At 54.7% G+C, this 19,963-nt stretch carries 20 protein-coding genes; 8 read left to right on the top strand and 12 right to left on the bottom strand.

The window, feature by feature from the left end:
- Window positions 1-41 precede the first annotated feature (41 nt).
- Window positions 42-578: a fimbrial protein gene (locus AB3N39_RS06460; protein WP_136195378.1), complete on the bottom strand. Its 537-nt coding sequence runs from the start codon at window positions 576-578 to the stop codon at window positions 42-44.
- A gap of 266 nt (window positions 579-844) precedes the next feature.
- Between AB3N39_RS06460 and ybiB the strand changes: the two genes are divergently transcribed.
- The gene (gene ybiB / locus AB3N39_RS06465; RefSeq protein ID WP_133294039.1) at window positions 845-1,807 is read left to right on the top strand and encodes a DNA-binding protein YbiB; all 963 of its coding nucleotides are present in this window, start codon (window positions 845-847) and stop codon (window positions 1,805-1,807) included.
- A gap of 116 nt (window positions 1,808-1,923) precedes the next feature.
- Here ybiB and ybiJ read toward each other — a convergent pair whose 3' ends face one another.
- The 3 genes from ybiJ to mcbA all read right to left on the bottom strand — a co-directional run bounded on the left by ybiJ (window position 1,924) and on the right by mcbA (window position 3,125).
- Window positions 1,924-2,184 (bottom strand): DUF1471 family protein YbiJ, encoded by a 261-nt coding sequence (gene ybiJ, locus AB3N39_RS06470; RefSeq protein ID WP_115874556.1) that lies wholly within the window; start codon window positions 2,182-2,184, stop codon window positions 1,924-1,926.
- 285 nt (window positions 2,185-2,469) lie between these two features.
- The gene (locus AB3N39_RS06475; RefSeq protein WP_115874557.1) at window positions 2,470-2,736 is read right to left on the bottom strand and encodes a DksA/TraR family C4-type zinc finger protein; all 267 of its coding nucleotides are present in this window, start codon (window positions 2,734-2,736) and stop codon (window positions 2,470-2,472) included.
- A 122-nt stretch (window positions 2,737-2,858) separates the two neighbouring features.
- On the bottom strand, window positions 2,859-3,125 hold the full coding sequence (gene mcbA / locus AB3N39_RS06480; RefSeq protein WP_111963837.1) for a DUF1471 family periplasmic protein McbA: 267 nt from the start codon (window positions 3,123-3,125) through the stop codon (window positions 2,859-2,861).
- A 243-nt stretch (window positions 3,126-3,368) separates the two neighbouring features.
- Between mcbA and rlmF the strand changes: the two genes are divergently transcribed.
- Window positions 3,369-4,280 carry a 23S rRNA (adenine(1618)-N(6))-methyltransferase RlmF gene (rlmF, locus tag AB3N39_RS06485; protein WP_172621908.1) on the top strand — a complete coding sequence of 304 codons (912 nt, stop codon included), beginning with the start codon at window positions 3,369-3,371 and terminating at the stop codon, window positions 4,278-4,280.
- A gap of 48 nt (window positions 4,281-4,328) precedes the next feature.
- Here the strand turns inward: rlmF and ybiO are convergent, their stop codons facing one another.
- The 6 genes from ybiO to rhtA all read right to left on the bottom strand — a co-directional run bounded on the left by ybiO (window position 4,329) and on the right by rhtA (window position 10,927).
- Window positions 4,329-6,542, bottom strand: a complete 2,214-nt coding sequence (gene ybiO, locus AB3N39_RS06490; protein WP_143344856.1) for a mechanosensitive channel protein — start codon at window positions 6,540-6,542, stop codon at window positions 4,329-4,331.
- Window positions 6,543-6,667: 125 nt separating this feature from the next.
- The gene (glnQ, locus tag AB3N39_RS06495; protein ID WP_028012446.1) at window positions 6,668-7,390 is read right to left on the bottom strand and encodes a glutamine ABC transporter ATP-binding protein GlnQ; all 723 of its coding nucleotides are present in this window, start codon (window positions 7,388-7,390) and stop codon (window positions 6,668-6,670) included.
- Window positions 7,387-8,046: a glutamine ABC transporter permease GlnP gene (gene glnP / locus AB3N39_RS06500; RefSeq protein ID WP_014169254.1), complete on the bottom strand. Its 660-nt coding sequence runs from the start codon at window positions 8,044-8,046 to the stop codon at window positions 7,387-7,389. The genes glnQ and glnP overlap by 4 nt, the downstream gene beginning before the upstream one ends.
- 84 nt (window positions 8,047-8,130) lie before the next feature.
- A complete protein-coding gene (gene glnH / locus AB3N39_RS06505; RefSeq protein ID WP_133294043.1) occupies window positions 8,131-8,874 on the bottom strand; it encodes a glutamine ABC transporter substrate-binding protein GlnH in 744 nt (247 codons plus the stop codon).
- A gap of 362 nt (window positions 8,875-9,236) precedes the next feature.
- Entirely contained in the window at window positions 9,237-9,740 is a 504-nt protein-coding gene (gene dps / locus AB3N39_RS06510) for a DNA starvation/stationary phase protection protein Dps (RefSeq protein WP_063408106.1), read from the bottom strand.
- Between the two features lie 299 nt (window positions 9,741-10,039).
- Window positions 10,040-10,927: a threonine/homoserine exporter RhtA gene (gene rhtA / locus AB3N39_RS06515; RefSeq protein WP_133294044.1), complete on the bottom strand. Its 888-nt coding sequence runs from the start codon at window positions 10,925-10,927 to the stop codon at window positions 10,040-10,042.
- A 354-nt stretch (window positions 10,928-11,281) separates the two neighbouring features.
- Between rhtA and ompX the strand changes: the two genes are divergently transcribed.
- Window positions 11,282-11,800, top strand: coding sequence for an outer membrane protein OmpX (gene ompX / locus AB3N39_RS06520; protein WP_023310884.1), 519 nt, complete (start codon window positions 11,282-11,284; stop codon window positions 11,798-11,800).
- Between the two features lie 94 nt (window positions 11,801-11,894).
- Here the strand turns inward: ompX and AB3N39_RS06525 are convergent, their stop codons facing one another.
- Window positions 11,895-13,478 carry a phosphoethanolamine transferase gene (locus tag AB3N39_RS06525; protein WP_133294045.1) on the bottom strand — a complete coding sequence of 528 codons (1,584 nt, stop codon included), beginning with the start codon at window positions 13,476-13,478 and terminating at the stop codon, window positions 11,895-11,897.
- 283 nt (window positions 13,479-13,761) lie between these two features.
- Window positions 13,762-13,890, bottom strand: a complete 129-nt coding sequence (mntS, locus tag AB3N39_RS06530) for a manganase accumulation protein MntS (protein ID WP_136195380.1) — start codon at window positions 13,888-13,890, stop codon at window positions 13,762-13,764.
- A gap of 183 nt (window positions 13,891-14,073) precedes the next feature.
- Here mntS and mntR point away from each other — a divergent pair, with 183 nt between their 5' ends.
- From mntR to AB3N39_RS06555, 5 genes are all read left to right on the top strand, one after another.
- Entirely contained in the window at window positions 14,074-14,547 is a 474-nt protein-coding gene (mntR, locus tag AB3N39_RS06535) for a manganese-binding transcriptional regulator MntR (protein ID WP_023310887.1), read from the top strand.
- Window positions 14,544-15,653 (top strand): anion transporter, encoded by a 1,110-nt coding sequence (locus tag AB3N39_RS06540; protein ID WP_133294046.1) that lies wholly within the window; start codon window positions 14,544-14,546, stop codon window positions 15,651-15,653. Before mntR ends, AB3N39_RS06540 begins: the two co-directional genes overlap by 4 nt.
- Window positions 15,654-15,754: 101 nt before the next feature.
- Window positions 15,755-16,849 (top strand): HlyD family secretion protein, encoded by a 1,095-nt coding sequence (locus AB3N39_RS06545; protein WP_047742414.1) that lies wholly within the window; start codon window positions 15,755-15,757, stop codon window positions 16,847-16,849.
- Entirely contained in the window at window positions 16,846-18,417 is a 1,572-nt protein-coding gene (locus AB3N39_RS06550) for a DHA2 family efflux MFS transporter permease subunit (RefSeq protein WP_133294047.1), read from the top strand. The genes AB3N39_RS06545 and AB3N39_RS06550 overlap by 4 nt, the downstream gene beginning before the upstream one ends.
- On the top strand, window positions 18,417-19,940 hold the full coding sequence (locus AB3N39_RS06555) for an efflux transporter outer membrane subunit (protein ID WP_136195382.1): 1,524 nt from the start codon (window positions 18,417-18,419) through the stop codon (window positions 19,938-19,940). Before AB3N39_RS06550 ends, AB3N39_RS06555 begins: the two co-directional genes overlap by 1 nt.
- The last annotated feature ends 23 nt before the right edge of the window (window positions 19,941-19,963 follow it).

Here is a 19,963-nt window from a genome sequence, read left to right on the forward strand (position 1 = left end):
TTAGCCTTCGCGTGAAGACGAATATCTCCTCATTGATCGTATCAGTTATAAATAACTGTAAAAGTAGAGGCTGAGTTAGCCTGGCCGGCAGTGATCGATGCCTGAGTCTGAATATAACGCGCGCCAAACTCCAGATTATTTACCGTCGTTCCAGCAGCTAAAGGGTACTGCTTGGAAGGCGTATATAAACTGACAGGCTGTTCGGAAGAATCAACCAGCTGAATCGCCACGCCAGCTGCAGTCGTCGCACCCGGGGTCAAGGACAGCGTGGTGTTATTGTCCGCATCTGGCGTACCACCGAAATTAATGGCTGCAGACGTGACCGTTTCCGGGCAGTCTTTTAACTGAATATCAAATTTCGTTAAGGTGCTGGTAGAGCCTACACCAGTAAATGTTGTTTTGGATACTTTGCCCAGAGTAACATTCAGCGGACTGCTTAAGCCGTTAACGACCTGACAGGCGGAATCGATAATTTCACCTGTGAAGTTAATTTGCCCTTCACCGGTGGATGCTGCGAACGAAGATGCAGAGCATCCCAGAGCGGCAGCAATGAATAAACCTAAAGTGACTTTTTTCATATTTAAACCTGTATGTTTCTCCTTTCAACATCTGCATCCCGCATTATTCGAAGTTATGTCTCAACTACTCACCGCTGGTTATTTAATCAGAAAACTCGGGTCGGGAAAGGTCCTGCGCGGCTTCCAAATAATTCAATTAATTCTTGCAAAATAAATTTCCTCAACAAAACAATTAATTATAAAATTCAGCAGGGTGGCCAAAAAAACTAACGGCGGAGTCATTATCAGGGCTATATTGTTGATAACCTGCTGTAAGGAGAAATGTCGTGGATTATCGTAAAATTATCAAAGAGGTAGGGCGTGGGAAGCATCATGCCCGCGACCTGGACCATGAAACTGCTCGCGCGCTTTACACCCGTATGCTTAACGGCGAGGTTCCGGAGCTTGAGTTGGGCGGTATCCTTATTGCGCTGCGTATTAAAGGCGAAGGTGAAGCGGAGATGCATGGCTTCTATGAAGCCATGCAGGCACAAACGCTGCGCTTAACGCCGCCGGTGGCAAAACCTATGCCGATCGTGATCCCGAGCTACAACGGTGCGCGCAAGCAGGCAAATTTAACTCCGCTGCTCGCTATCTTATTACACAAGCTGGGATTCCCGGTGGTGGTGCACGGCGTAAGCGAAGATCCCACCCGCGTGCTGACGGAGACCATTTTCGGGATGTTGGGGATTGAACCAACGCGTCATGCCGGTCAGGCGCAGGCTAAGCTGGATGGCCACCAGCCTGTTTATATCCCGGTCGGCACGCTCTGCCCGCCGCTGGAGAAGCAGCTTGATATGCGCTGGCGCATGGGCGTGCGCAACAGCGCGCATACGCTGGCAAAACTGGCCACGCCGTTTGGCGAAGATGTCGCCCTGCGTCTCTCCAGCGTCTCGCACCCGGAATACGTGGCACGCGTGGGGCAATTCTTTGAGGCAATTGGCGCAAGGGCGCTGTTGATGCACGGCACGGAAGGCGAGGTTTATGCGAACCCGCAGCGCTGCCCGCAGATCATGCTGATTGATTCTTCAGGTACGCGCGCCATTCTTGAGCGTGGGGAAGAGAATACCGGTGTGATATTGCCTGAGGCAAAAGATCCCCATACTACAGCCCACTGGATTGAGCAGTGCCTTGCCGGAAATGTTCCTGTTCCGCATTCGATTAAGCTGCAAATGGCCTGCTGTTTGCTGGCAACCGGCGAAGTGGAATCTGTCCAGGCCGGGCTTGAACGTGTGGCGCAGGCGTTTTAGACAAAAAAAAGCCCGTCCAGTGGCGGACGGGCAAGCAAGGGTAACAACAACAGGGTCAATGAGGGTGGAGCAGCTCACCAGAGGGTATGGCGAGGGGACAGCATTCATTCAGTCGATTACTTGTAGATAACCGCGGTACCGCTCAGCTTGTTATTACCGTTAGCGGAAGTAATGGTGTATCCACTTGCACCAGCAGCAGCGGCTTTTTCAGCCAGTTTGGCTTCCAGGCCGTCCAGCGTGGTGGCGCCATCAGCACTGACCACACCGACTTTATTCATGTTCTGTGCCTGAGTAGAAGAGACAGGCTCGACAGCGAAAGCGCCGAAAGACAGAGCGGACAGTGCAACAGCAGCTACAGCAAATTTGATGGTTTTCATAATTAATCTCTCGCAGGTGTTTCTGTTAAGGGGACGATGTTCCGTCGATGTGATAAGTATCACGGTTTTTCTCGAGAGATAAAATCGAAGAGAATTGACGTGGTTGCTCAAAAAAATTGAATGACAAATAACTTATTGAATATTAATAAATTCAAAGCACCGCTTTACACTTCTTGTGGATACGCTTTACAGACGCGAAATGAAGGGCACATTTTGCTACGCGGTTCGCTAAAAATCGTGAGCGTAAAGCTAAGGGCCGGCGCGGTTAACTTAGGTAAAGGAAAGTCAACGTAGCTGGCTGTCTTTTGAACCTCTGCGATTATATCCCGAGTGCGATGAGTTTTTCGAATCTTTATGCTGCTGGCAGGTAATGCAAAGCCTTACTCCGGGAATGGCTTTTCGGCGCGCTTCCGGAATGGGGTCTCCGCATTCTTCACATTCAGTTAGGCTTTCGCCGCGCGGAATTTCACCGCGGGCACGCGCAACCGCATCTTCAATAGTACTGTTGATCTGTTCGTTAACAGCGTCGTCATTTGCCCAGCCGGAAGCCATAGCGCCCTCCTGAAATCGGTTTAAGGTATACGTTCACTATGGGGTTAAAAAATGAGCAATCAAGGCGAAGGGAGAAGAGAACTGCACCCGTTGGGCAGATGCAGTCTTGTGGAAGAGAAAGATTATTTATAGATGGTCGCAGTGCCGTACATATGGTTGTCTCCGCCAGCGGAGTTCACCACGAATCCTTTTGCACCCTCCTGGCGGGCTTTTTCAGCAAGTTTAGCCTGTAGATCGTCAAGGTTACTGGCGCGGCTAACCGAAACGGTGCCCGCAGGACGAAGCTGGCTGGTGTCGGTACTCTGGGTCAGCGACTGAACGGCCATGGCAGAAAATGACGCGGTCGTCAGGGCGGCTGCGATAACAGCAAGGGTCAGGTACTTTTTCATAATCACATCCTCATGAGGAAACAACAGGTGATTCCCCTTAAGTTTAGAAGCCTGACGAGTGTGACTTAGCGCAAATATTTGATGATGATCTGCTTATTTTTTGAACGATATAAGTTGACAATTCGCTGACGGATCATAGACATAAAGGTGCTTGATTTATGGCGAGTTTCTAAGCGCTGCAGAGAAAGATTTACCGTTGAGCCAGCACAGGGTATCTTACGCCGCTGTTTAAAGGAGAATGCCATGACTGTCCAAAAGCCGGGATTACACCCGCGAAATCGCCACCGCAGCCGCTACGACATGAACGCGTTATGCCTGAGCTGCCCGCCGCTGCAGGACTACCTTGTTCAGACCCCAGCGGGTGAGCCCTCGGTCAACTTTGCTGACCCGCAGGCGGTGAAAATGCTGAACAAAGCCCTGCTGGCGCATTTTTACGGTGTGGCTCAATGGGATATTCCGGAAGGCTTTCTCTGTCCACCCGTACCGGGCCGGGCTGATTACATTCACCACCTTGCTGACCTTCTTGCCGAAGGTAATGAGGGTGTTGTTCCACAGCAGGCCACCATTCTGGATATTGGCACCGGGGCAAACCTGATTTACCCGCTGATTGGCGCGCATGAATACCAGTGGCGCTTTACCGGAAGCGAAATCGGTGACGAGGCCTTTGCCAGCGCCCAGGCGATTATCAACGCTAACCCGGGATTAAGCCGCGCCATTCGCCTGCGTCGACAGAAAGATACGGCTTCGATCTTCAACGGCATTATTCACAAAAACGAAAGCTATGACGCCACGATGTGCAATCCACCTTTCCATGATTCGGCGGCATCGGCCCGTGCGGGCAGCGAGCGCAAGCGCCGCAACCTGGGTCAGGCTGAGGATGCCGCGCTGAATTTCGGTGGTCAGCAGCAGGAGCTCTGGTGTGAAGGGGGCGAAGTGGCGTTCATCCTGCGCATGATTGCGGAAAGCAAACAGTTTGGGCGTCAGGTGAAGTGGTTCACGACGCTGGTATCCCGCGGAGATAACCTGCCGCCACTTTACCGCGCCCTGACCGAGGCGGGCGCCGTAAAAGTGGTGAAAAAAGAGATGGCGCAGGGTCAGAAGCAAAGCCGCTTTATCGCCTGGTCGTTTATGGACAATAACAAACGTCGCAAATAGCACTCCGTCGTAGGCCGGGTAAGGCGAAGCCGCCACCCGGCAACCAGGCTACAGCGTCGGCTCCTGCGGAGGGAGCGGCGATGCGGGCGGCGGCAATACCTGATACGTCTGCACGGGCATCCGCACGTTCGCCAGATCGAAGTGTTTTTTCACCATGCTGTCGAGGGCAAAGCGCACCGTCCACTGCTTCAGCGGCTGGGTGGTGAACGACACGCGCAGGGTAAACGCCGTGTTCGTCAGCCCGACAATGCCGGCAAATGACGGCTCGCCAATCACCAGTCCGCGAATATCCTCCATCTGCATCAGCTCTTCTACCGCATCGCGCAGCGCCTGTTTCGCTTTATCGGCATCCTCATGACGATCCACATCGTAGTTCGCCACCACGGAACCAATGCCGCGCACAAAGTTGGCGAAGGTGGTTATCGAGGACCAGGGAATGATGTGGTACGCCCCGGTGTCCTGGCGCACGCCAACTGAACGGATGGACATCCTCTCAACGGTGCCGGTTAACGGCCCGATGGTTACCAGATCGCCCGTGTTCATCCCGTTCTCAAACTGGATAAAGATGCCGGTAATAATATCCTTCACCAGCGTTTGCGACCCGAAGGAGATCGCCAGGCCCAGGGCACCGGCACCGGCCAGCAGCGGGGCGATATTCACCCCGATTTCCGACAGCACAATCATGATGGTGATGGTACTGATAATGACCGCCAGCGCGTTACGGAACAACGTTAACAGCGTTCTTGCCCGAGCGCTGGGCAGGGGACGGCCGTGAATATCCGACACCAGACGGTTCTCGATAAGGCTCGCCAGCAGCGTCCAGCCGACGGCAGAGAAGAACAAAATCAACGCGATGCGAATCAGGATGTCGACCGTTTTCTCACCCGCACCGTTGTGCAGCCAGTTCCAGAAATCAAACAGGCTCCAGGCATTCAGGAGCAGCATGATCGCCACGCAGACGGTGAGGATGCGCGCCACCTTCAGCGATACCGACATCCAGCCGTTTACCCGTTTTTGCAGTTCCGGGTAATTACGCTGTACCTGCGGCGACAGGGTGATGGTTTTCGAGATCCATCGCGAGAGCAGCCCCGACACAAACGCCGCGATCCCGATAATGGCCAGGCTTTTGAACGTCGCCCCCATCATAAATTTCAGGCTATTGCCTGGGTCGAACAGCGAGAAGAAGCACAATACGATGAAGTAGGCGCTTGCCAGCCAGTGCCACACCAGGGCGAAAGCGCGGATAAAGAGGCTAAAGAACGAAAGGGAGCGATCGGCCAGATTCAGCAGGCTTTGGGTAATGGTTTTTTTATTGTGGAAGATAAGATACAGCGACCAGACGGTAATGCAGATCATGATAATGACGTTTGCCAGCGCGCCAAACTGGACGTTTACCTGGTTGGAGATGATCGGCACGGCAACCAGCAGACCATAGCCAATCAGCCCGCTGAGCACGCTCAGACGCAGCGCCCAGTACCTGGCGCTCGCATCGCGAATTGAGAAGGGACGTAGCTCCGGTACGTGCGGACAAAAGAGTAACCGCAGCAGCGCCTTGAAGAACTCGATCAGGGCAAAGGCATTCAGGAAAAGCGACTGCTGAAAGGCGATGGTTTTATTGCCCGCGTTCAGCCTGTCGGCGAGCATCTGGCCTAAAAACAGCGTCAAGGCCAGCAGCAGTAAATCGATGATAAACGCTGAGGCTATCATCAACGGCAGGTGCAGCCAGCTGCTTTTATGCTGATTCTTCCTTCGTCCCCATTGTCCCATTTTGCGGTACAGCGGCCACGCGCACAGGCGCACCAGCCAGTAAAAAAGAAATACCGCACCGGCCAGCATCAGGAACTGCGTGGCCGCGGCGGTAAACGTGTGTGGGTTAAACGGCTTATGCGGCGATCCAATCAGGTTGCGGTAGAGCTGAGCAAAGCGCGAGGAGAGGGCTTCCCCATAGTGGCGGCTTACGTCGGTGACATTTTCCAGCACCGTTTTTTGCTCCTCCACCTGGGGAGGGGTGATGACAGGCACCGGCTCCTGCGGCGGCGTGGCGGCCACTTTCCTCAGCTGGCTGATGAGTTCCTGCCGGGAAGTGTCGTTCTCAAGGACGTCGGCGAGGGCGCTGTAGGCGGCTTTTTTCTGTTCGACATCCGGTTCCGGCGGGGGAGTATTTTGCTGGCTGGCGGTTGTTCCGGTGGTCACGCCGGGGATCGCGACGGCGAACGATGACGCACTAAACAGGCTAATCAACAGTAACAGGATCCACGGCACGGCGTCCTCCGGTGAAAATGTCGAACAAAATGATAAGTATAGAAGTCGGGACGCGGAGGGGGATTTTTGGGAACAATCTGGCGTAAAAAAGCCGGGCATGCCCGGCTTACGTGTAAAGCGAGAGATCAGGATACGTGCTGCAGGAACTCCTGCAAACGCTGACTCGGCGGGTTCGCAATCAATTCCTGCGGGTTACCGTCTTCCGCGATACGGCCTTTATCAATAAAGATCAGGCGGGACGCCACTTTCTCAGCGAAGCCGATTTCGTGGGTCACGATAACCATCGTCATCCCTTCTTCCGCCAGATCCTGCATGACTTTCAGCACCTCGTGGCGCAGCTCCGGGTCGAGTGCGGACGTAGGCTCATCAAACAGCATCATTTTCGGTTTGACCGCCAGGGCGCGGGCAATCGCCACGCGCTGCTGTTGACCACCGGACAGCTCGGAAGGGTAGTGGTGCGCGCGTTCAGCCAGGCCGACTTTCGCCAGCAGATCTTTTGCCAGCGCTTCCGCCGCCGCTTTGTTGGCACCGCGCACGCGCAGTGGGCCAAACATCACGTTCTCCAGCGCCGTCAGGTGCGGGAACAGGTAGAACTGCTGGAACACCATGCCCGCTTCCTGACGAATCAAGCGCTCGTCGACTTTCGGGTCGTTCACTTTCAGGCCGTCGACGATCAGATCGCCGCTGGTGATCTCTTCCAGCTTGTTGATGCAGCGCAGCAGGGTGGATTTACCGGAGCCGGATGGCCCAATAATCACCACCACTTCACCCTGTTTAATGTTCAGATCGATATTGTGCAGCACCTGGGTTGGACCAAAGTGCTTGGAAACGTTTTTAAATTCAATCACAGGATTTTCATCCTTCTTTCAAGACGACGCAGAACGAAGCTCAGAACCAGAGTAATGATCAGGTAGACAACGGCTACCGCACTCCAGATTTCCAGCGCGCGGAAGTTGCCAGCAATGATCTCCTGACCCTGACGGGTCAGCTCGGCCACGCCGATAACAATGAACAGCGACGTATCTTTAATGCTGATGATCCACTGGTTGCCGAGCGGTGGCAGCATGCGACGCAGCGCCAGCGGCAGAATAACGTGGCGGATCGTTTCGCGACGAGAAAGACCTAACGCCAGACCGGCTTCACTGAAACCTTTATGAATCGACAGCACCGCACCGCGGGTGATTTCCGCAATATAGGCACCTGAGTTGATCATAATGGTGACAACGGCTGCGCTGAACGGGTCGATGCGCAGGTCGGTGAATGCCATTGGCAGGGCGAAGTAGATGAACATGACCTGCACAACAATAGGTGTGCCGCGGATCACTTCGATGAAAACCAGTGCGATGTGGTTTGCGATCCAGCCGCCGTAGGTGCGAGCGAAACCGGCGACAAGACCGATAATCAACCCACCAACCAGACCCAGGACCGAAATCCAGAGGGTCATTTTAGCGCCTTCAAGCAAGATAGGAATGGCAGGCCAGATGGCGCTCCAGTCAAACTGCATGATAATTTCCTGTTACTGTTACCGTGTTTCAAAAATAGCAGGGGCGAAAGGTCGCCCCCGAGTGAACGTCATTTTTACGTCTTATTATTTAGGCTCGGTACCGAACCATTTTTTGTAGATTTCGTTATAGGTGCCGTTCTCTTTCAGCGTTTTCAACGCGCCGTTAACTTTCGAGCGCAGGTCGTCGCTGCCTTTCGGGAACGCGATACCGTACTGCTGTGCTTCCAGAGACTCGCCAACGGCTTTGAACTTACCGTTACCGGCTGTTTTGATGAAATACAGGATGTTAGGCGTGTCGTGCAGAACAGCGTCAGCACGGTTGGTGCCGAGTTCCATGTACGCGTTGTCGATGTTCGGGAACTGGCGCAGGTCTTTGGTTTTGATATTTGCTTTCGCGTAATCAACAGAACCGGTGCCGCTCTTCACCGCAACTACTTTGCCGTCGAGATCTTTCACGCTTTTTACGTCGTTATTATCGGCTTTGACCATGACCAGCAGGCCGCTTTTGTAGTAGCCGTCAGAGAAGTCGATCGCTTTTTTACGTTCATCGGTAATGGTGATACCTGCCAGCGCCAGATCAACGTTCTTGGTTTGCAGTGCCGGGATAATGCCGCTGAAGTCCATAGGCTTCAGGGTGTAATCCAGTTTGAGTTCTTTTGCGATAGCGGCCCACAGATCCACATCAAAACCAACGTATTTATCACCCTGTTTGAATTCAAACGGAACGAACGCCGTGTCGGTCGCCACAACCAGTTTGTCGGCAGCCTGAGAGGACACTGCAAAAGCCAGGGTAAGTGCAGCCAGTGAAACTTTTAATACAGACTTCATAGCATTTCCTTTTATATCCACGGGGCGATCCCCTGCGAGAACAGCTGGCACAATGAAAAAATCGTGCCAACTTTACAAGCTATTGTTTTGCAAAGGGGATGATGTCATGCATTGCACAATTAATGGGGCAATGAGGTTTTATTGCACCAAAGTGGAGCACTGTTTTGGTGCGCTTCGTTTGGCTCAACTGACGGGGAGATATTTAGCGTAAATTCTGACGAAAAAACAATCTTCCGTTAACGGTTGTGTGAGGTGATTATTACAATTTTTTCACTTTTGCACTGTCTCAGGCAAAAAACGTGCACCATAGATGTGCAAAACCCTCACCGGAAGGCGAGGGTTGGATAGAAATTTCGTATGAATTATTCGATGTTAGATTCGATGAACCACAGGAATTGATCCAGGTCGCGGGACGCGGCGGTAAAGATATCTGCAGTATCTTCATCTTTGGCTTCGCCAATCGCTTTGCGTACATCGTTTGCCACAATTGCGTAGCGGTCCGCCAGCTCTTTCAGGTGATCCTGAACGGTATGGATATCGAGCGGATAACTCTTCAGAGGCGTTTTGCTGTTGATCACCTGTGTGGTTCCCAGCGCCACGCCGCCTAGCTGAACGGCACGCTCAGCCATCGTATCGAGGTGGGTAACCAGTGCTGTGCGGAAGCCATCCAGCATTTCATGAACGGCAATAAAGTTTGCACCGCGCATATTCCAGTGGGCCTGTTTGGTGATCAGCGAAAGATCGATGAACTGGATCACCTGGCGATTCAGCAACTCAATGGTCGCTTTTTTGTCGCTGTCCGGTACATCGTTACGGGTATAAAGCAGATTAGACGCTTTCGTTTTCACCAGTTTAGCGGTACTCATAATCTCATATCCTCTTGATGTTTATGTCCCAGGTAATTACGGAACTAAGTATAGCACCGGATTTTTTCTCTGCGGTTTGGCTGTGCCTATCGGTTTAATAGCGAGAAGTGGGTTGAGAATTTAATTTATTGAAATTAATGACTAATTTTTAAATTTATACAGATCAATCTTAATTGCTGGATGGGGACGCAAACGTAGAGGGATATTTCGAAAATAGCGCAAAGTGTGTAAGAAATTATAACGTCTGTCTTTCTGGCCTTTATTCTGCATGGCGTGGAAGCCATGCAGAATATATGGCCTTAGCTGATATCCACCTTTTCAACTTTAGGTTCCGGGCGCATAGTGAGCGTAGAGCCCATTGAAGCCGCGATAATCGAGCAGAGCGCCAGCGTCTGGGTCAACGTGAGGGTTTCGCCGAGAAACACCATTCCGGAAATGGCGGCAAGGGCAGGCTCCATGCTCATCAGGGTGCCAAATATGCGTGTCGGCAGACGCGTAAGGGCAATCATCTCCAGAGAATAGGGGAGTGCGGTAGAGAGAATCGCGACTGCCAGCCCGATGGGCATGACGGACCATTGCCAGATAGATACTGTTGCCTGCGCCATGCCGATGGGCACAAATACGATGGCCGCAATCAGAGAACCCAACGCCACCGTTGCCGGACCGTGCTCTTCGCCTGCACGCTGTCCCGTGAGAATATAGACAGCCCAGCAGGCGCCTGCACCCAGCGCCAGCGCGGCGCCCGTCAGATCAATCTCAGCGACACTCTGGCCCAGGGGAAGCAGGAACCATAAGCCCAGAACGGCTAGCACTACCCAGATAAAATCGACCGGACGTCGCGAGGAGAAAAGCGCCACCGCCAGCGGACCGGTAAACTCCAGCGCGACGGCGATCCCCAGCGGTATCGTCTGAATAGAGAGGTAGAACAGATAGTTCATTGCTCCCAGGGAGAGTCCATAAAACAGCAGGGGTAAACGCTGCTCCTTTTTGAAGCGCAGACGCCAGGGTTTGAAAATGACCACCAGTATCGCAGTGCCCAGCACGATACGCAGGGCTGTTACCCCGGGCGCACCGACCAGCGGAAAAAGTGATTTTGCAAGCGAAGCACCGCTTTGAATGGACAACATGGCAATGAGTATCACTGCGACCGGCAACCAGACCGACGATGTGCGGGATAACCCAGGCATCCTTTCTCCTGTCAGCTTATGTCAAATGAGGTAAAGGTTGCAGTGTAAAGGAAATATGCGGCAACGGTTGAGGCGCTGTTGAAAAAAAACCACGTGAAATCCGTAAAATGGTTAAGCGCTGGTGGATTTATCGCCTGTCAGATTAGGAATAATCTGGATGAATGTAACGGCGCAGACGCGCACTATGCGCATTTAGTAGTGAAAATTGCATGTGATTTGAAAGAGATAGCTTAGGCTGGAAACGTTCTGTTACAGGAAAGGTTTCATTAGACATCACGAATCACAAAGAGTTTCGCAAATTTTTTTGATATATTTAAAACTTACGGACTTACTTGAAGCACATTTGAGGTGGTTATGAAAAAAATTGCATGTCTTTCAGCACTGGCCGCTGTACTGGCTGTTTCCGCAGGTACCGCTGTAGCTGCTACTTCTACTGTTACTGGTGGTTACGCTCAGAGCGACTATCAGGGCGTGATGAACAAAGCTAACGGCTTCAACCTGAAGTATCGCTACGAGCAGGATAACAACCCACTGGGCGTGATCGGTTCTTTCACCTACACCGAGAAAGATCGTTCTGAAAACGGCGCATACAACAAAGGCCAGTACTACGGTATCACCGCTGGTCCAGCTTACCGTCTGAATGACTGGGCGAGCATCTACGGTGTTGTAGGTGTTGGCTACGGTAAATTCCAGCAGACTGAAAACCAGAGCGAAAGCCGCACTGCAAGCAACAGCGACTACGGTTTCTCCTATGGCGCAGGCCTGCAGTTCAACCCAATCCAGGACGTTGCTCTGGACTTCTCCTATGAGCAGAGCCGTATCCGCAACGTTGACGTTGGCACCTGGATCGCGGGCGTAGGTTACCGCTTCTAATCACTTCGGTGATTAAATAAAAAATCCGCCCACTGTGGCGGATTTTTTTTGTCTTTTCTCTCCCCCCGTAGGCCAAGGTGAGAGCATCGAACCGCTACTTATTCTTAATATCAAAAATATCCGTACCCAGATGGTTGTAGTCAACTTTCTGTAACTTGAAGTTGGTAACGTACACTGGGGGAGCTTTCTTGTTAGAGACAAACGGGTAAGCCGTTTTTATCTGTTCGGCCGTAATCCCCGTCCACTGCGAGAAGAACTGCAGGAAATCATTTGCCGAACGGCGCGCTTTAATAACGCGATGCGTTTTATCATCACTCGACAGCACCATAAACGGCACCTGGAAGTTCTGCTGGAACTTGTCATCGTGCGCCAGATACTGCACCTCTTTACCACGCTCTTTAAACGCCAGCCCGTGATCCGAGAAATAGACCATAGAGAAGCTGTCGCCCGTATTGCGTAGCTGATCGTACAGCTTGCTCAGCAGATCGTCGGTTTGCGTCATGGTGTAGAGGTAGCACGAGGTCTCTTTGGACTGCACGAACTCCGCGTACTTCCCGCCAGTCCGATCGCAGGCCTGCGGATGCGACCCCATCAGGTGCAGGACGATCAGCTGAGGCTGCGTGCGCGGGGTGGCGAAGACCTGTGCCGTCATTTTCAGCAGCGCTTCGTCTTTGGTGTTTTTGTCGGCTTCAAAATCGCCGTTTTTCAGGAACTGCACTTCGTCAGCCCGTTTGGCGATGCTGGCGATGGCCGTATCGTATTCGCCAATTTGCCCCTGATTGGAGAACCACCAGGTCTGATAACCTGCGCGGTTTGCCAGAGTGACAAAATTATCCTGATACTGCGGTTTACCATCTACCACTCGGTTAAGGGTCAGACCGAGCGATTTCTGCGTTGAGCCGCTGGCCGCGACATAATCGGTAAACAGAGTGCCTTTGACCGAACTCGCAAACGGGGTGTTGTCCCAGTGGCCGCCAAACGCCCCCATTGCATCGCGACGCGCGCTTTCGCCAATCACCACCACATAGGTGTGATATTTCGGCTTAACGGCCAGCACGTTCCAGGTGTCTTTCATATTGGAAAGCTCAGCCATGCGCGCCTGTTCGTCGAGAACCTCTTTATTATTTACAACAACGTCTTTAACGAAGCGGAAAACCGGATAGCCGATATTGATGAGCCTTAACTTACCGTCCCAGGGAATATTCTGGATGGGGGCGACAAACGCCACGGCAATGCTGAACACCAGACAGAGTATTTCGATCTTACCCCAGGATTTTTTCTCGCCCGACTGACGGCGGATGGCAATAACGCCCAACGCGAAGATAAAAAGCCCGACCACATAGCTGTACCACGGGAAGATCGTCAGGATCTCGGTCGACTCTTCCATATTGGTCGAGTGCAGCGCCAGCAGGGTATTAAAGTTTGGCGAGCCGTAAGCCTGACCGAACGGGAAATAGAGTGCAGCAACCAGCGAACAGATCCCGATTACTGTTTTTTGCACGCGCGGGGCGGCTCGCCACAGCACATGCAGAATGCAGGTGAAGGCTACCGCGTAGAGCAGACTAAAGGGATAACCCAGCGCAAAGTTAATCAGTAATGACTGCAAAAAGTAAAAACCCGTCCACGGGCTTAAGGCCCGGCTGCGGGTAACAACGGTATCTATCAGGGTTACATTCATAGGTCACTATCATGGATGAAAACGCCATGTGCTCACCCTGGCGTCAAGGGTCATAACCTGCCTGACAGTGCGTGGAGAGGGAATGAGGGTCCGCTTCAGCGAGCCGCAAATTGTGCAGGGCTGCAAGAAGATAGTGCGAGCGCTAAATAATATCAACAGTTGCTAAGCAGATGTTTTGCGAAGGGGATTGCAAATCCGTAAAAAAGATCGGGAATAAGGCGGCTGAAAGCCAGTTTACAGCGAGAATGTGACGGGAAAATGAAGCGGCGTACCGCAACGCCGCTTAGTTGGAAGTTTTATCGTCCTGATGCGGTTTGTTGTTAAACATATCGCACAGCATGTTCAGCAGCATTAAGCGCACTTTAAAGGGGGAGTGGGTAAACACGGTCATGCACCTCTTGAATTCATTCATAAGACCTCCTGAGTTTTGATCCCTTCGATCCATGAAGGGTGACTGCATTACATACAGATATAGCACAGGCTATATTGTATAGCTATGGCTATTTCGTTAATTTTTTGTGCTTGCAGAGCTATGGTTTACAATGTGCGCTCTCGAAACCGGGCGCTGGAAGCGTCACCCCACTGAGGAAGTACAATGAACCGTCGCGCAGGTCATCCGACAATGAGGAAAACGACGCAACTGGTGAATGTTGAAGAACATGTCGAAGGTTTTCGCCAGGTCCGTGAAGCGCACCGGCGTGAACTGATTGATGATTATGTTGAACTCATTTCCGATCTGATTCGTGAGGTTGGTGAAGCGCGCCAGGTCGATATGGCCGCCAGGCTGGGGGTTTCACAGCCAACTGTCGCTAAAATGTTAAAACGCCTGGCCTCCGTGGGCTTAATTGAAATGATTCCCTGGCGCGGTGTTTTTCTGACGCCGGAGGGGGAGAAACTCGCGCAGGAGAGCCGCGAGCGCCATCAGCTTGTCGAGAATTTTTTACTGGTGCTGGGCGTCAGCCCGGAGATTGCCCGCCGGGATGCGGAAGGCATGGAACACCACGTCAGCGAAGAGACGCTGGTGAAGTTTCGCGAATTTACCCTTAAATATGGTCCCTCCGCTGAATGAAAATCCCTGGACTGCAGGCCCTGGCACGCGATCGTTTCTTCCATCTCTTATTACTCATTGGCGCAGGGTTAAGCCTCTTTGTGCCGTTTACGCCGCAGGCCTGGCCCGCCGCGATTGACTGGCGCACCATCATTACCCTGAGCGGCCTGATGATGCTCACCAAAGGGGTTGAGCTGAGCGGCTACTTTGACGTTCTTGGCCGTAAAATGGTGCGCCGCTTTGCCACCGAACGCAGGCTGTCCCTGTTTATGGTGTTTTCTGCCGCGGTGCTGTCGACGTTTCTGACCAACGATGTGGCGCTGTTTATCATCGTGCCCCTCACGCTTACGCTGCGTAAGCTGTGCGAGATCCCGGTCAGCCGGTTGATCATCTTTGAAGCGCTCGCCGTCAATGCAGGCTCACTTCTGACGCCTATCGGCAATCCGCAAAATATCCTTCTCTGGGGACGTTCCGGGCTGTCGTTCGCCGCCTTTACCTGGCAGATGGCCCCTCTGGCGCTGGTGATGATGTTGTCGCTGCTGGCGGTATGCTGGTTTGCGTTTCCTGATAAAAAACTGCAGTACCACAGCGGCACAACGGGCCCGCAGTGGCAGCCGCGTCTGGTGTGGAGCTGCCTCGGGTTATACATTGTCTTTCTCTTTGCGCTGGAGCTGAAGTATGAGCTGGCGGGCGTCCTGCTCGTTGCCGCAGGCTTTGTCGTCCTGGCGCGTCGCGTTCTGGTCAGCGTGGACTGGACGCTGCTGCTGGTCTTTATGGCGATGTTCATCGACGTGCATCTGCTTATTCAGCTCCCGGTACTGCAAAGCGTCCTGCACAGCGTCAGCAGTCTGCCGCAGGCAGGGCTGTGGCTGACGGCGATTGGCCTGTCGCAGTTTATCAGCAACGTGCCTTCCACCATTCTGCTGCTCAACTATGTTCCGCCGGACACGCTGCTGGCCTGGGCGGTGAACATCGGCGGGTTTGGGCTGCTGCCCGGCTCGCTGGCAAACCTCATTGCCCTGCGTATGGCCAACGATCGTCGTATCTGGTGGCGCTTCCATCTCTGGTCAATCCCGATGCTGGTTTGGGCCGCGGCGATCGGTTTCGGAATATTCCTTCTCATATAGTGCGCAATTTGTCAGTTTTTCCTGGCAAACGTATAGCAACGTCCTAGCTTTAGTGAACGGCATAGTGTGATGCCGCTCACTGACAGGACCGTTGCTGAACTATGGCTGAAGATCAAAACCCGCCTGCTGACGAGCAGGACAAAAACAATAATGAGCGTAAGCGCCCGGGCAAGAAACCGTTAATTATCCTCGGCATTGTCGTCGTGGTAATGGTCGTCGTGGCGCTGGTCTGGTGGTTTTTAACCCGTAACGAAGAGACGACCGACGACGCCTTTACCGACGGCGACGTGGTGACGATTGCCCCGAAAACGGCGGGCTACGTCACCGAGCTGCGCGTACGTGATAACCAGCGCGTGAAAAAGGGCGATCTGCTGGTGGTCATAGATCCGCGAGATACCACCGCGCAGCGCGATCAGGCCCAGGCCCAGCTTGGGCTGGCTATCGCGCAGCTGCATCAGGCCCAGGCGCAGCTGGCGCTTTCAAAAGTCCAGTATCCCGCCCAGCGTGACGAAGCCAAAGCGCAGGTGCTGAAAGCGCAGGCCGATCTGGCTAACGCACAGGCGGAGTACCGTCGCCAGCGCGGCGTCGACCCGCGGGCAACCACCCAGCAAAGCATTGATTCCGCGAACGCTCAGCTGCGTAGCGCCCAGGCAGGGCTGGCCAGCGCCCAGGCGCAGCTGGAAGTGGCAGAGCAGGTACAGCTGCAAATCCGCCAGCAGGAAACCAACGTTGAAGCGCGCGAGCGTCAGGTCGATCAGGCGAAAGCGCAGCTTGAAACGGCCAATCTGAATCTCTCTTACACCGAAGTCCGCGCCCCGTTCGACGGATTTGTCACCAAACGCAACGTGCAGCCCGGCACGCTGGTGCAGGCGGGAACGGCGCTGTTCTCACTGGTTTCGCCGAACGTGTGGGTGGTGGCGAACTTCAAAGAGTCCCAGCTTGAGCGCATGAAGCCGGGCGATAAGGTCACCGTGTCCGTCGACGCGTGGCCGGATATGGAGCTTGAGGGGCACGTAGACAGTATCCAGCAGGGCAGCGGCTCGCGCTTCTCCGCCTTCCCGGCAGAAAATGCTACCGGTAACTTCGTCAAAATTGTGCAGCGCGTGCCGGTCAAAATCGTGATTGATAAAGGCCTCGATCCGAACAAACCGCTGCCGCTGGGGCTGTCGGTTGCACCGAAGGTGACGGTGGAATGACGGATCACAGCCACGACAGCTGGAAGCCCGCCAGCAATCCGTGGGCGGTGGCGATTGTCGTCACCCTGGCGGTGTTTATGGAAATTCTGGACACCACCATCGTCAACGTGGCGCTGCCCCACGTGGCGGGTTCGCTCTCGTCCAGCTATGACGAATCCACCTGGGTGTTAACCAGCTACCTGGTCGCGAACGGCATCGTGCTGCCCATCTCGGCGTTTCTGAGCCGGGTATTCGGCCGCAAACAGTTCTTCCTGATCTGCATCGTCATGTTTACCGTCTGCTCGTTTCTGTGCGGGATTGCCACCGAGCTGTGGCAGATCATCCTGTTCCGCGTGATGCAGGGCTTTTTTGGCGGCGGGCTGCAGCCCACGCAGCAGTCGGTGCTGCTCGACTACTTCAAGCCGGAGGACAGGGGCAAAGCGTTTGGGCTCTCATCCATCGCGATTATCGTTGCACCGGTCCTCGGCCCGACGCTGGGCGGCTGGATCACCGACAACTACTCCTGGCGCTGGGTGTTCTTTATCAATATTCCGGTGGGGATTGTCACGGTGCTGGCGATCTACCAGCTGCTGGAAGATCCGCCGTGGGAGAGCAAATCAAAAGAGAAGCTGACTATCGACTGGACGGGGATCGGCCTGATCGCCCTGGGGCTGGGCTGCCTGCAGGTGATGCTTGACCGGGGGGAAGATGAGGACTGGTTCTACTCGAACTTTATTCGTACCTTCGCGGTGTTAACGCTTATCGGCATTATCGGTGCCATTTACTGGCTGGTGTATGCCAAAAAGCCGGTGGTAGATCTGCACTGCATGAAGGACCGCAACTTTGCCATCTCCAGCCTGCTGATGGCGGGGATGGCGATGATTTTGTACGGCAGTTCCGTGGTGATCCCGCAGCTGGCGCAGCAGGACCTGGGCTATACCGCCACCTGGTCCGGGCTGGTGCTGTCGCCCGGGGCGGTGCTGATTGTGCTGACTATTCCGCTGGTGCTGAAGCTGATGCCGGTTGTACAGACGCGCTGGATTATCGCCTTTGGCTTTACCTGTCTGGCGGTGTCGTTCTTCTGGTCGCGCACGCTGACCCCGGATATCGACTTCGAGACGCTGGTGCTGTTCCGCAGCGCCCAGTCGCTGGGGCTGGGATTCCTGTTTGTGCCCCTGACCACCATTGCCTTTATTTCGATCCCAAGACGGCTGAATGCCGACGCGGCGGCGCTGTTCACCATGTTCCGCAACGTGGCGGGCTCGGTTGGGATCTCGCTGTCGACGGCGGCCATCACCGAACGGTCTCAGGCGCACAGTGCGCATCTTGCGTACCACGCCTCACCGTTTAACGAGCAGTTCCAGCTGGCAATACGCGAAAGCGCCCAGGCAATCCAGAACTTCACCACCCAGGTAGGGGACCCCATCGGGATTGCCACCGGACGCATGTACCAGACCATGATTGAGCAGTCGCGCTTTTTGGCCTACATCGACGTCTTTACCATCCTGAGCGCCGTGGCCTTGTTACTGATTCCGTTTTGTTTGTTGCTCTCGCCGGTTAAGAGCGAGGGGAGTGCAGGAGCACATTGATGATACACAGACGTTTACACCCCCTGATGATAATGATGATGCTGGCAGGCTGCGCCGTCGGGCCGGACTATCAGCCGCCCGCGCCGCCTGCCGTCACGCACTGGAACGATAAGGTCGACAGCACGGTGAAATCGCAAACTACCTCCGCCGCGACAAACCCGCGCTGGTGGAAAACCTTCGGTTCGCCGCAGTTAAATAGCCTGGTTGAGCGCGCCATCGCCGGGAACCTGACGCTGCAGCAGACGGTGCTGCGCATCGCCGGAGCGCGTGAGCAGATTAACCAGGCGGGCGGGGCGTTTTACCCGTCGGTGAACGGCAATCTGCAGGCGACGCGCCAGCAGCTCGGGCTGGAAGGGGAGCTGAAGTCCCACGGCGTGTACGACCAGCTGGATAATGTCGATCCTGAGCTGCGGGGCGCGTTAGGCCCCCTGACGCAGCCGATCAACCTCTACCAGGGCAGCTTCGACGCTCAGTGGGAAATTGACCTGTGGGGCAAGGTACGCCGGCAGGTGGAAGCCGCCGAAGCGCAGCAGAAAGCCGCTATCGAGCAGCGTAACGACGCGCTGGTGTCGCTGGAGGCGGAAGTGGCGCGCGCGTGGCTCCAGCTGCGCGGGGCGCAGAGCATTATCGCCACGCTGAACACCCAGATTAAAAGCGCGCAGCAGACGCTGGATCTGACCGAAAGCCGCCAGCGGGGCGGGCTGTCGCCGCAGATGGATGTAGAAAATGCGCGGGCGCAACTGGGCAACCTGGAGGCGCAGCTGCCGCAGTACCAGGCGCAGGAGCGGCAGGCGATGAACGGTCTGGCGATCCTCCTCGGCAAGCCGCCGGGTGCGCTCGATGCGGAGTTACAAAGCGTGCAGCCGATGCCCGCATTGCCGGATATCGTGCAGACCGGCATTCCGTCTACGCTCGCGCGACGCCGTCCGGACGTGCGCGAAGCTGAGGCGAACCTCCATGCTGCCACGGCGCAAATTGGCGTCTCGGTGGCGGAGCTGTTCCCGAGCTTTACCCTCTCCGGGCAGTTTGGCCTGCGCAACAGCGAAACCAACTGGCTGACCGACTGGAGCAGCCACTTCTACAGCTTTGGCCCGCAGGTCTCCATTCCCATATTCCAGGGCGGGCGGCTGGTCTCCAGCGTCAAGGTGGCGCGCGCGCAGCAGGGGGCGGCGGTGCTGGACTATCGTCAGACGGTGCTCACCGCGCTTGGCGATGTCGAAAATGCGCTGGTGAGCTATCGCACCGACCAGCAGCGTGAGGCGGGCCTGGCGAAAACCATTGATGCCCTGCAAAACGCCTTCGATTTAGCCAGCGACAGCTACCGCCAGGGGATCGCCAGCTTTATCGACGTGCTGGACGCCCAGCGTCAGCTGGCGCAGGCCCAGCAGCAGCGCGCGCAGGCGCAGGTGCAAAGCGCCCTCGATCTGGTGGCGCTCTACAAGGCGCTCGGCGGCGGCTGGGAGCCGTATCAGCAGGTGCAATTACCGGACTACAGCGTCTTTGGCGACGCCCCGCGCGGATAAATATTCAGAGGATTGGGCAAGAA

The sequence above is a fragment of the Enterobacter vonholyi genome (assembly GCF_040834095.1).
Taxonomy (GTDB): Bacteria; Pseudomonadota; Gammaproteobacteria; order Enterobacterales; family Enterobacteriaceae; genus Enterobacter; species Enterobacter vonholyi.

Bases quoted from the DNA above. Each gene is read 5' to 3' on its own strand.
- dps (WP_063408106.1), bottom strand. From the start codon at position 9,740: ATGAGTACCGCTAAACTGGTGAAAACGAAAGCGTCTAATCTGCTTTAT.
- AB3N39_RS06475 (WP_115874557.1), bottom strand. From the start codon at position 2,736: ATGGCTTCCGGCTGGGCAAATGACGACGCTGTTAACGAACAGATCAAC.
- AB3N39_RS06555 (WP_136195382.1), top strand. From the start codon at position 18,417: ATGATACACAGACGTTTACACCCCCTGATGATAATGATGATGCTGGCA.
- glnH (WP_133294043.1), bottom strand. From the start codon at position 8,874: ATGAAGTCTGTATTAAAAGTTTCACTGGCTGCACTTACCCTGGCTTTT.
- AB3N39_RS06525 (WP_133294045.1), bottom strand. From the start codon at position 13,478: ATGAATGTAACCCTGATAGATACCGTTGTTACCCGCAGCCGGGCCTTA.
- AB3N39_RS06540 (WP_133294046.1), top strand. From the start codon at position 14,544: ATGAAAATCCCTGGACTGCAGGCCCTGGCACGCGATCGTTTCTTCCAT.
- mntS (WP_136195380.1), bottom strand. From the start codon at position 13,890: ATGAATGAATTCAAGAGGTGCATGACCGTGTTTACCCACTCCCCCTTT.
- ybiJ (WP_115874556.1), bottom strand. From the start codon at position 2,184: ATGAAAACCATCAAATTTGCTGTAGCTGCTGTTGCACTGTCCGCTCTG.
- AB3N39_RS06545 (WP_047742414.1), top strand. From the start codon at position 15,755: ATGGCTGAAGATCAAAACCCGCCTGCTGACGAGCAGGACAAAAACAAT.
- ompX (WP_023310884.1), top strand. From the start codon at position 11,282: ATGAAAAAAATTGCATGTCTTTCAGCACTGGCCGCTGTACTGGCTGTT.
- mntR (WP_023310887.1), top strand. From the start codon at position 14,074: ATGAACCGTCGCGCAGGTCATCCGACAATGAGGAAAACGACGCAACTG.
- glnP (WP_014169254.1), bottom strand. From the start codon at position 8,046: ATGCAGTTTGACTGGAGCGCCATCTGGCCTGCCATTCCTATCTTGCTT.
- rlmF (WP_172621908.1), top strand. From the start codon at position 3,369: ATGACTGTCCAAAAGCCGGGATTACACCCGCGAAATCGCCACCGCAGC.
- rhtA (WP_133294044.1), bottom strand. From the start codon at position 10,927: ATGCCTGGGTTATCCCGCACATCGTCGGTCTGGTTGCCGGTCGCAGTG.
- AB3N39_RS06460 (WP_136195378.1), bottom strand. From the start codon at position 578: ATGAAAAAAGTCACTTTAGGTTTATTCATTGCTGCCGCTCTGGGATGC.
- mcbA (WP_111963837.1), bottom strand. From the start codon at position 3,125: ATGAAAAAGTACCTGACCCTTGCTGTTATCGCAGCCGCCCTGACGACC.
- AB3N39_RS06550 (WP_133294047.1), top strand. From the start codon at position 16,846: ATGACGGATCACAGCCACGACAGCTGGAAGCCCGCCAGCAATCCGTGG.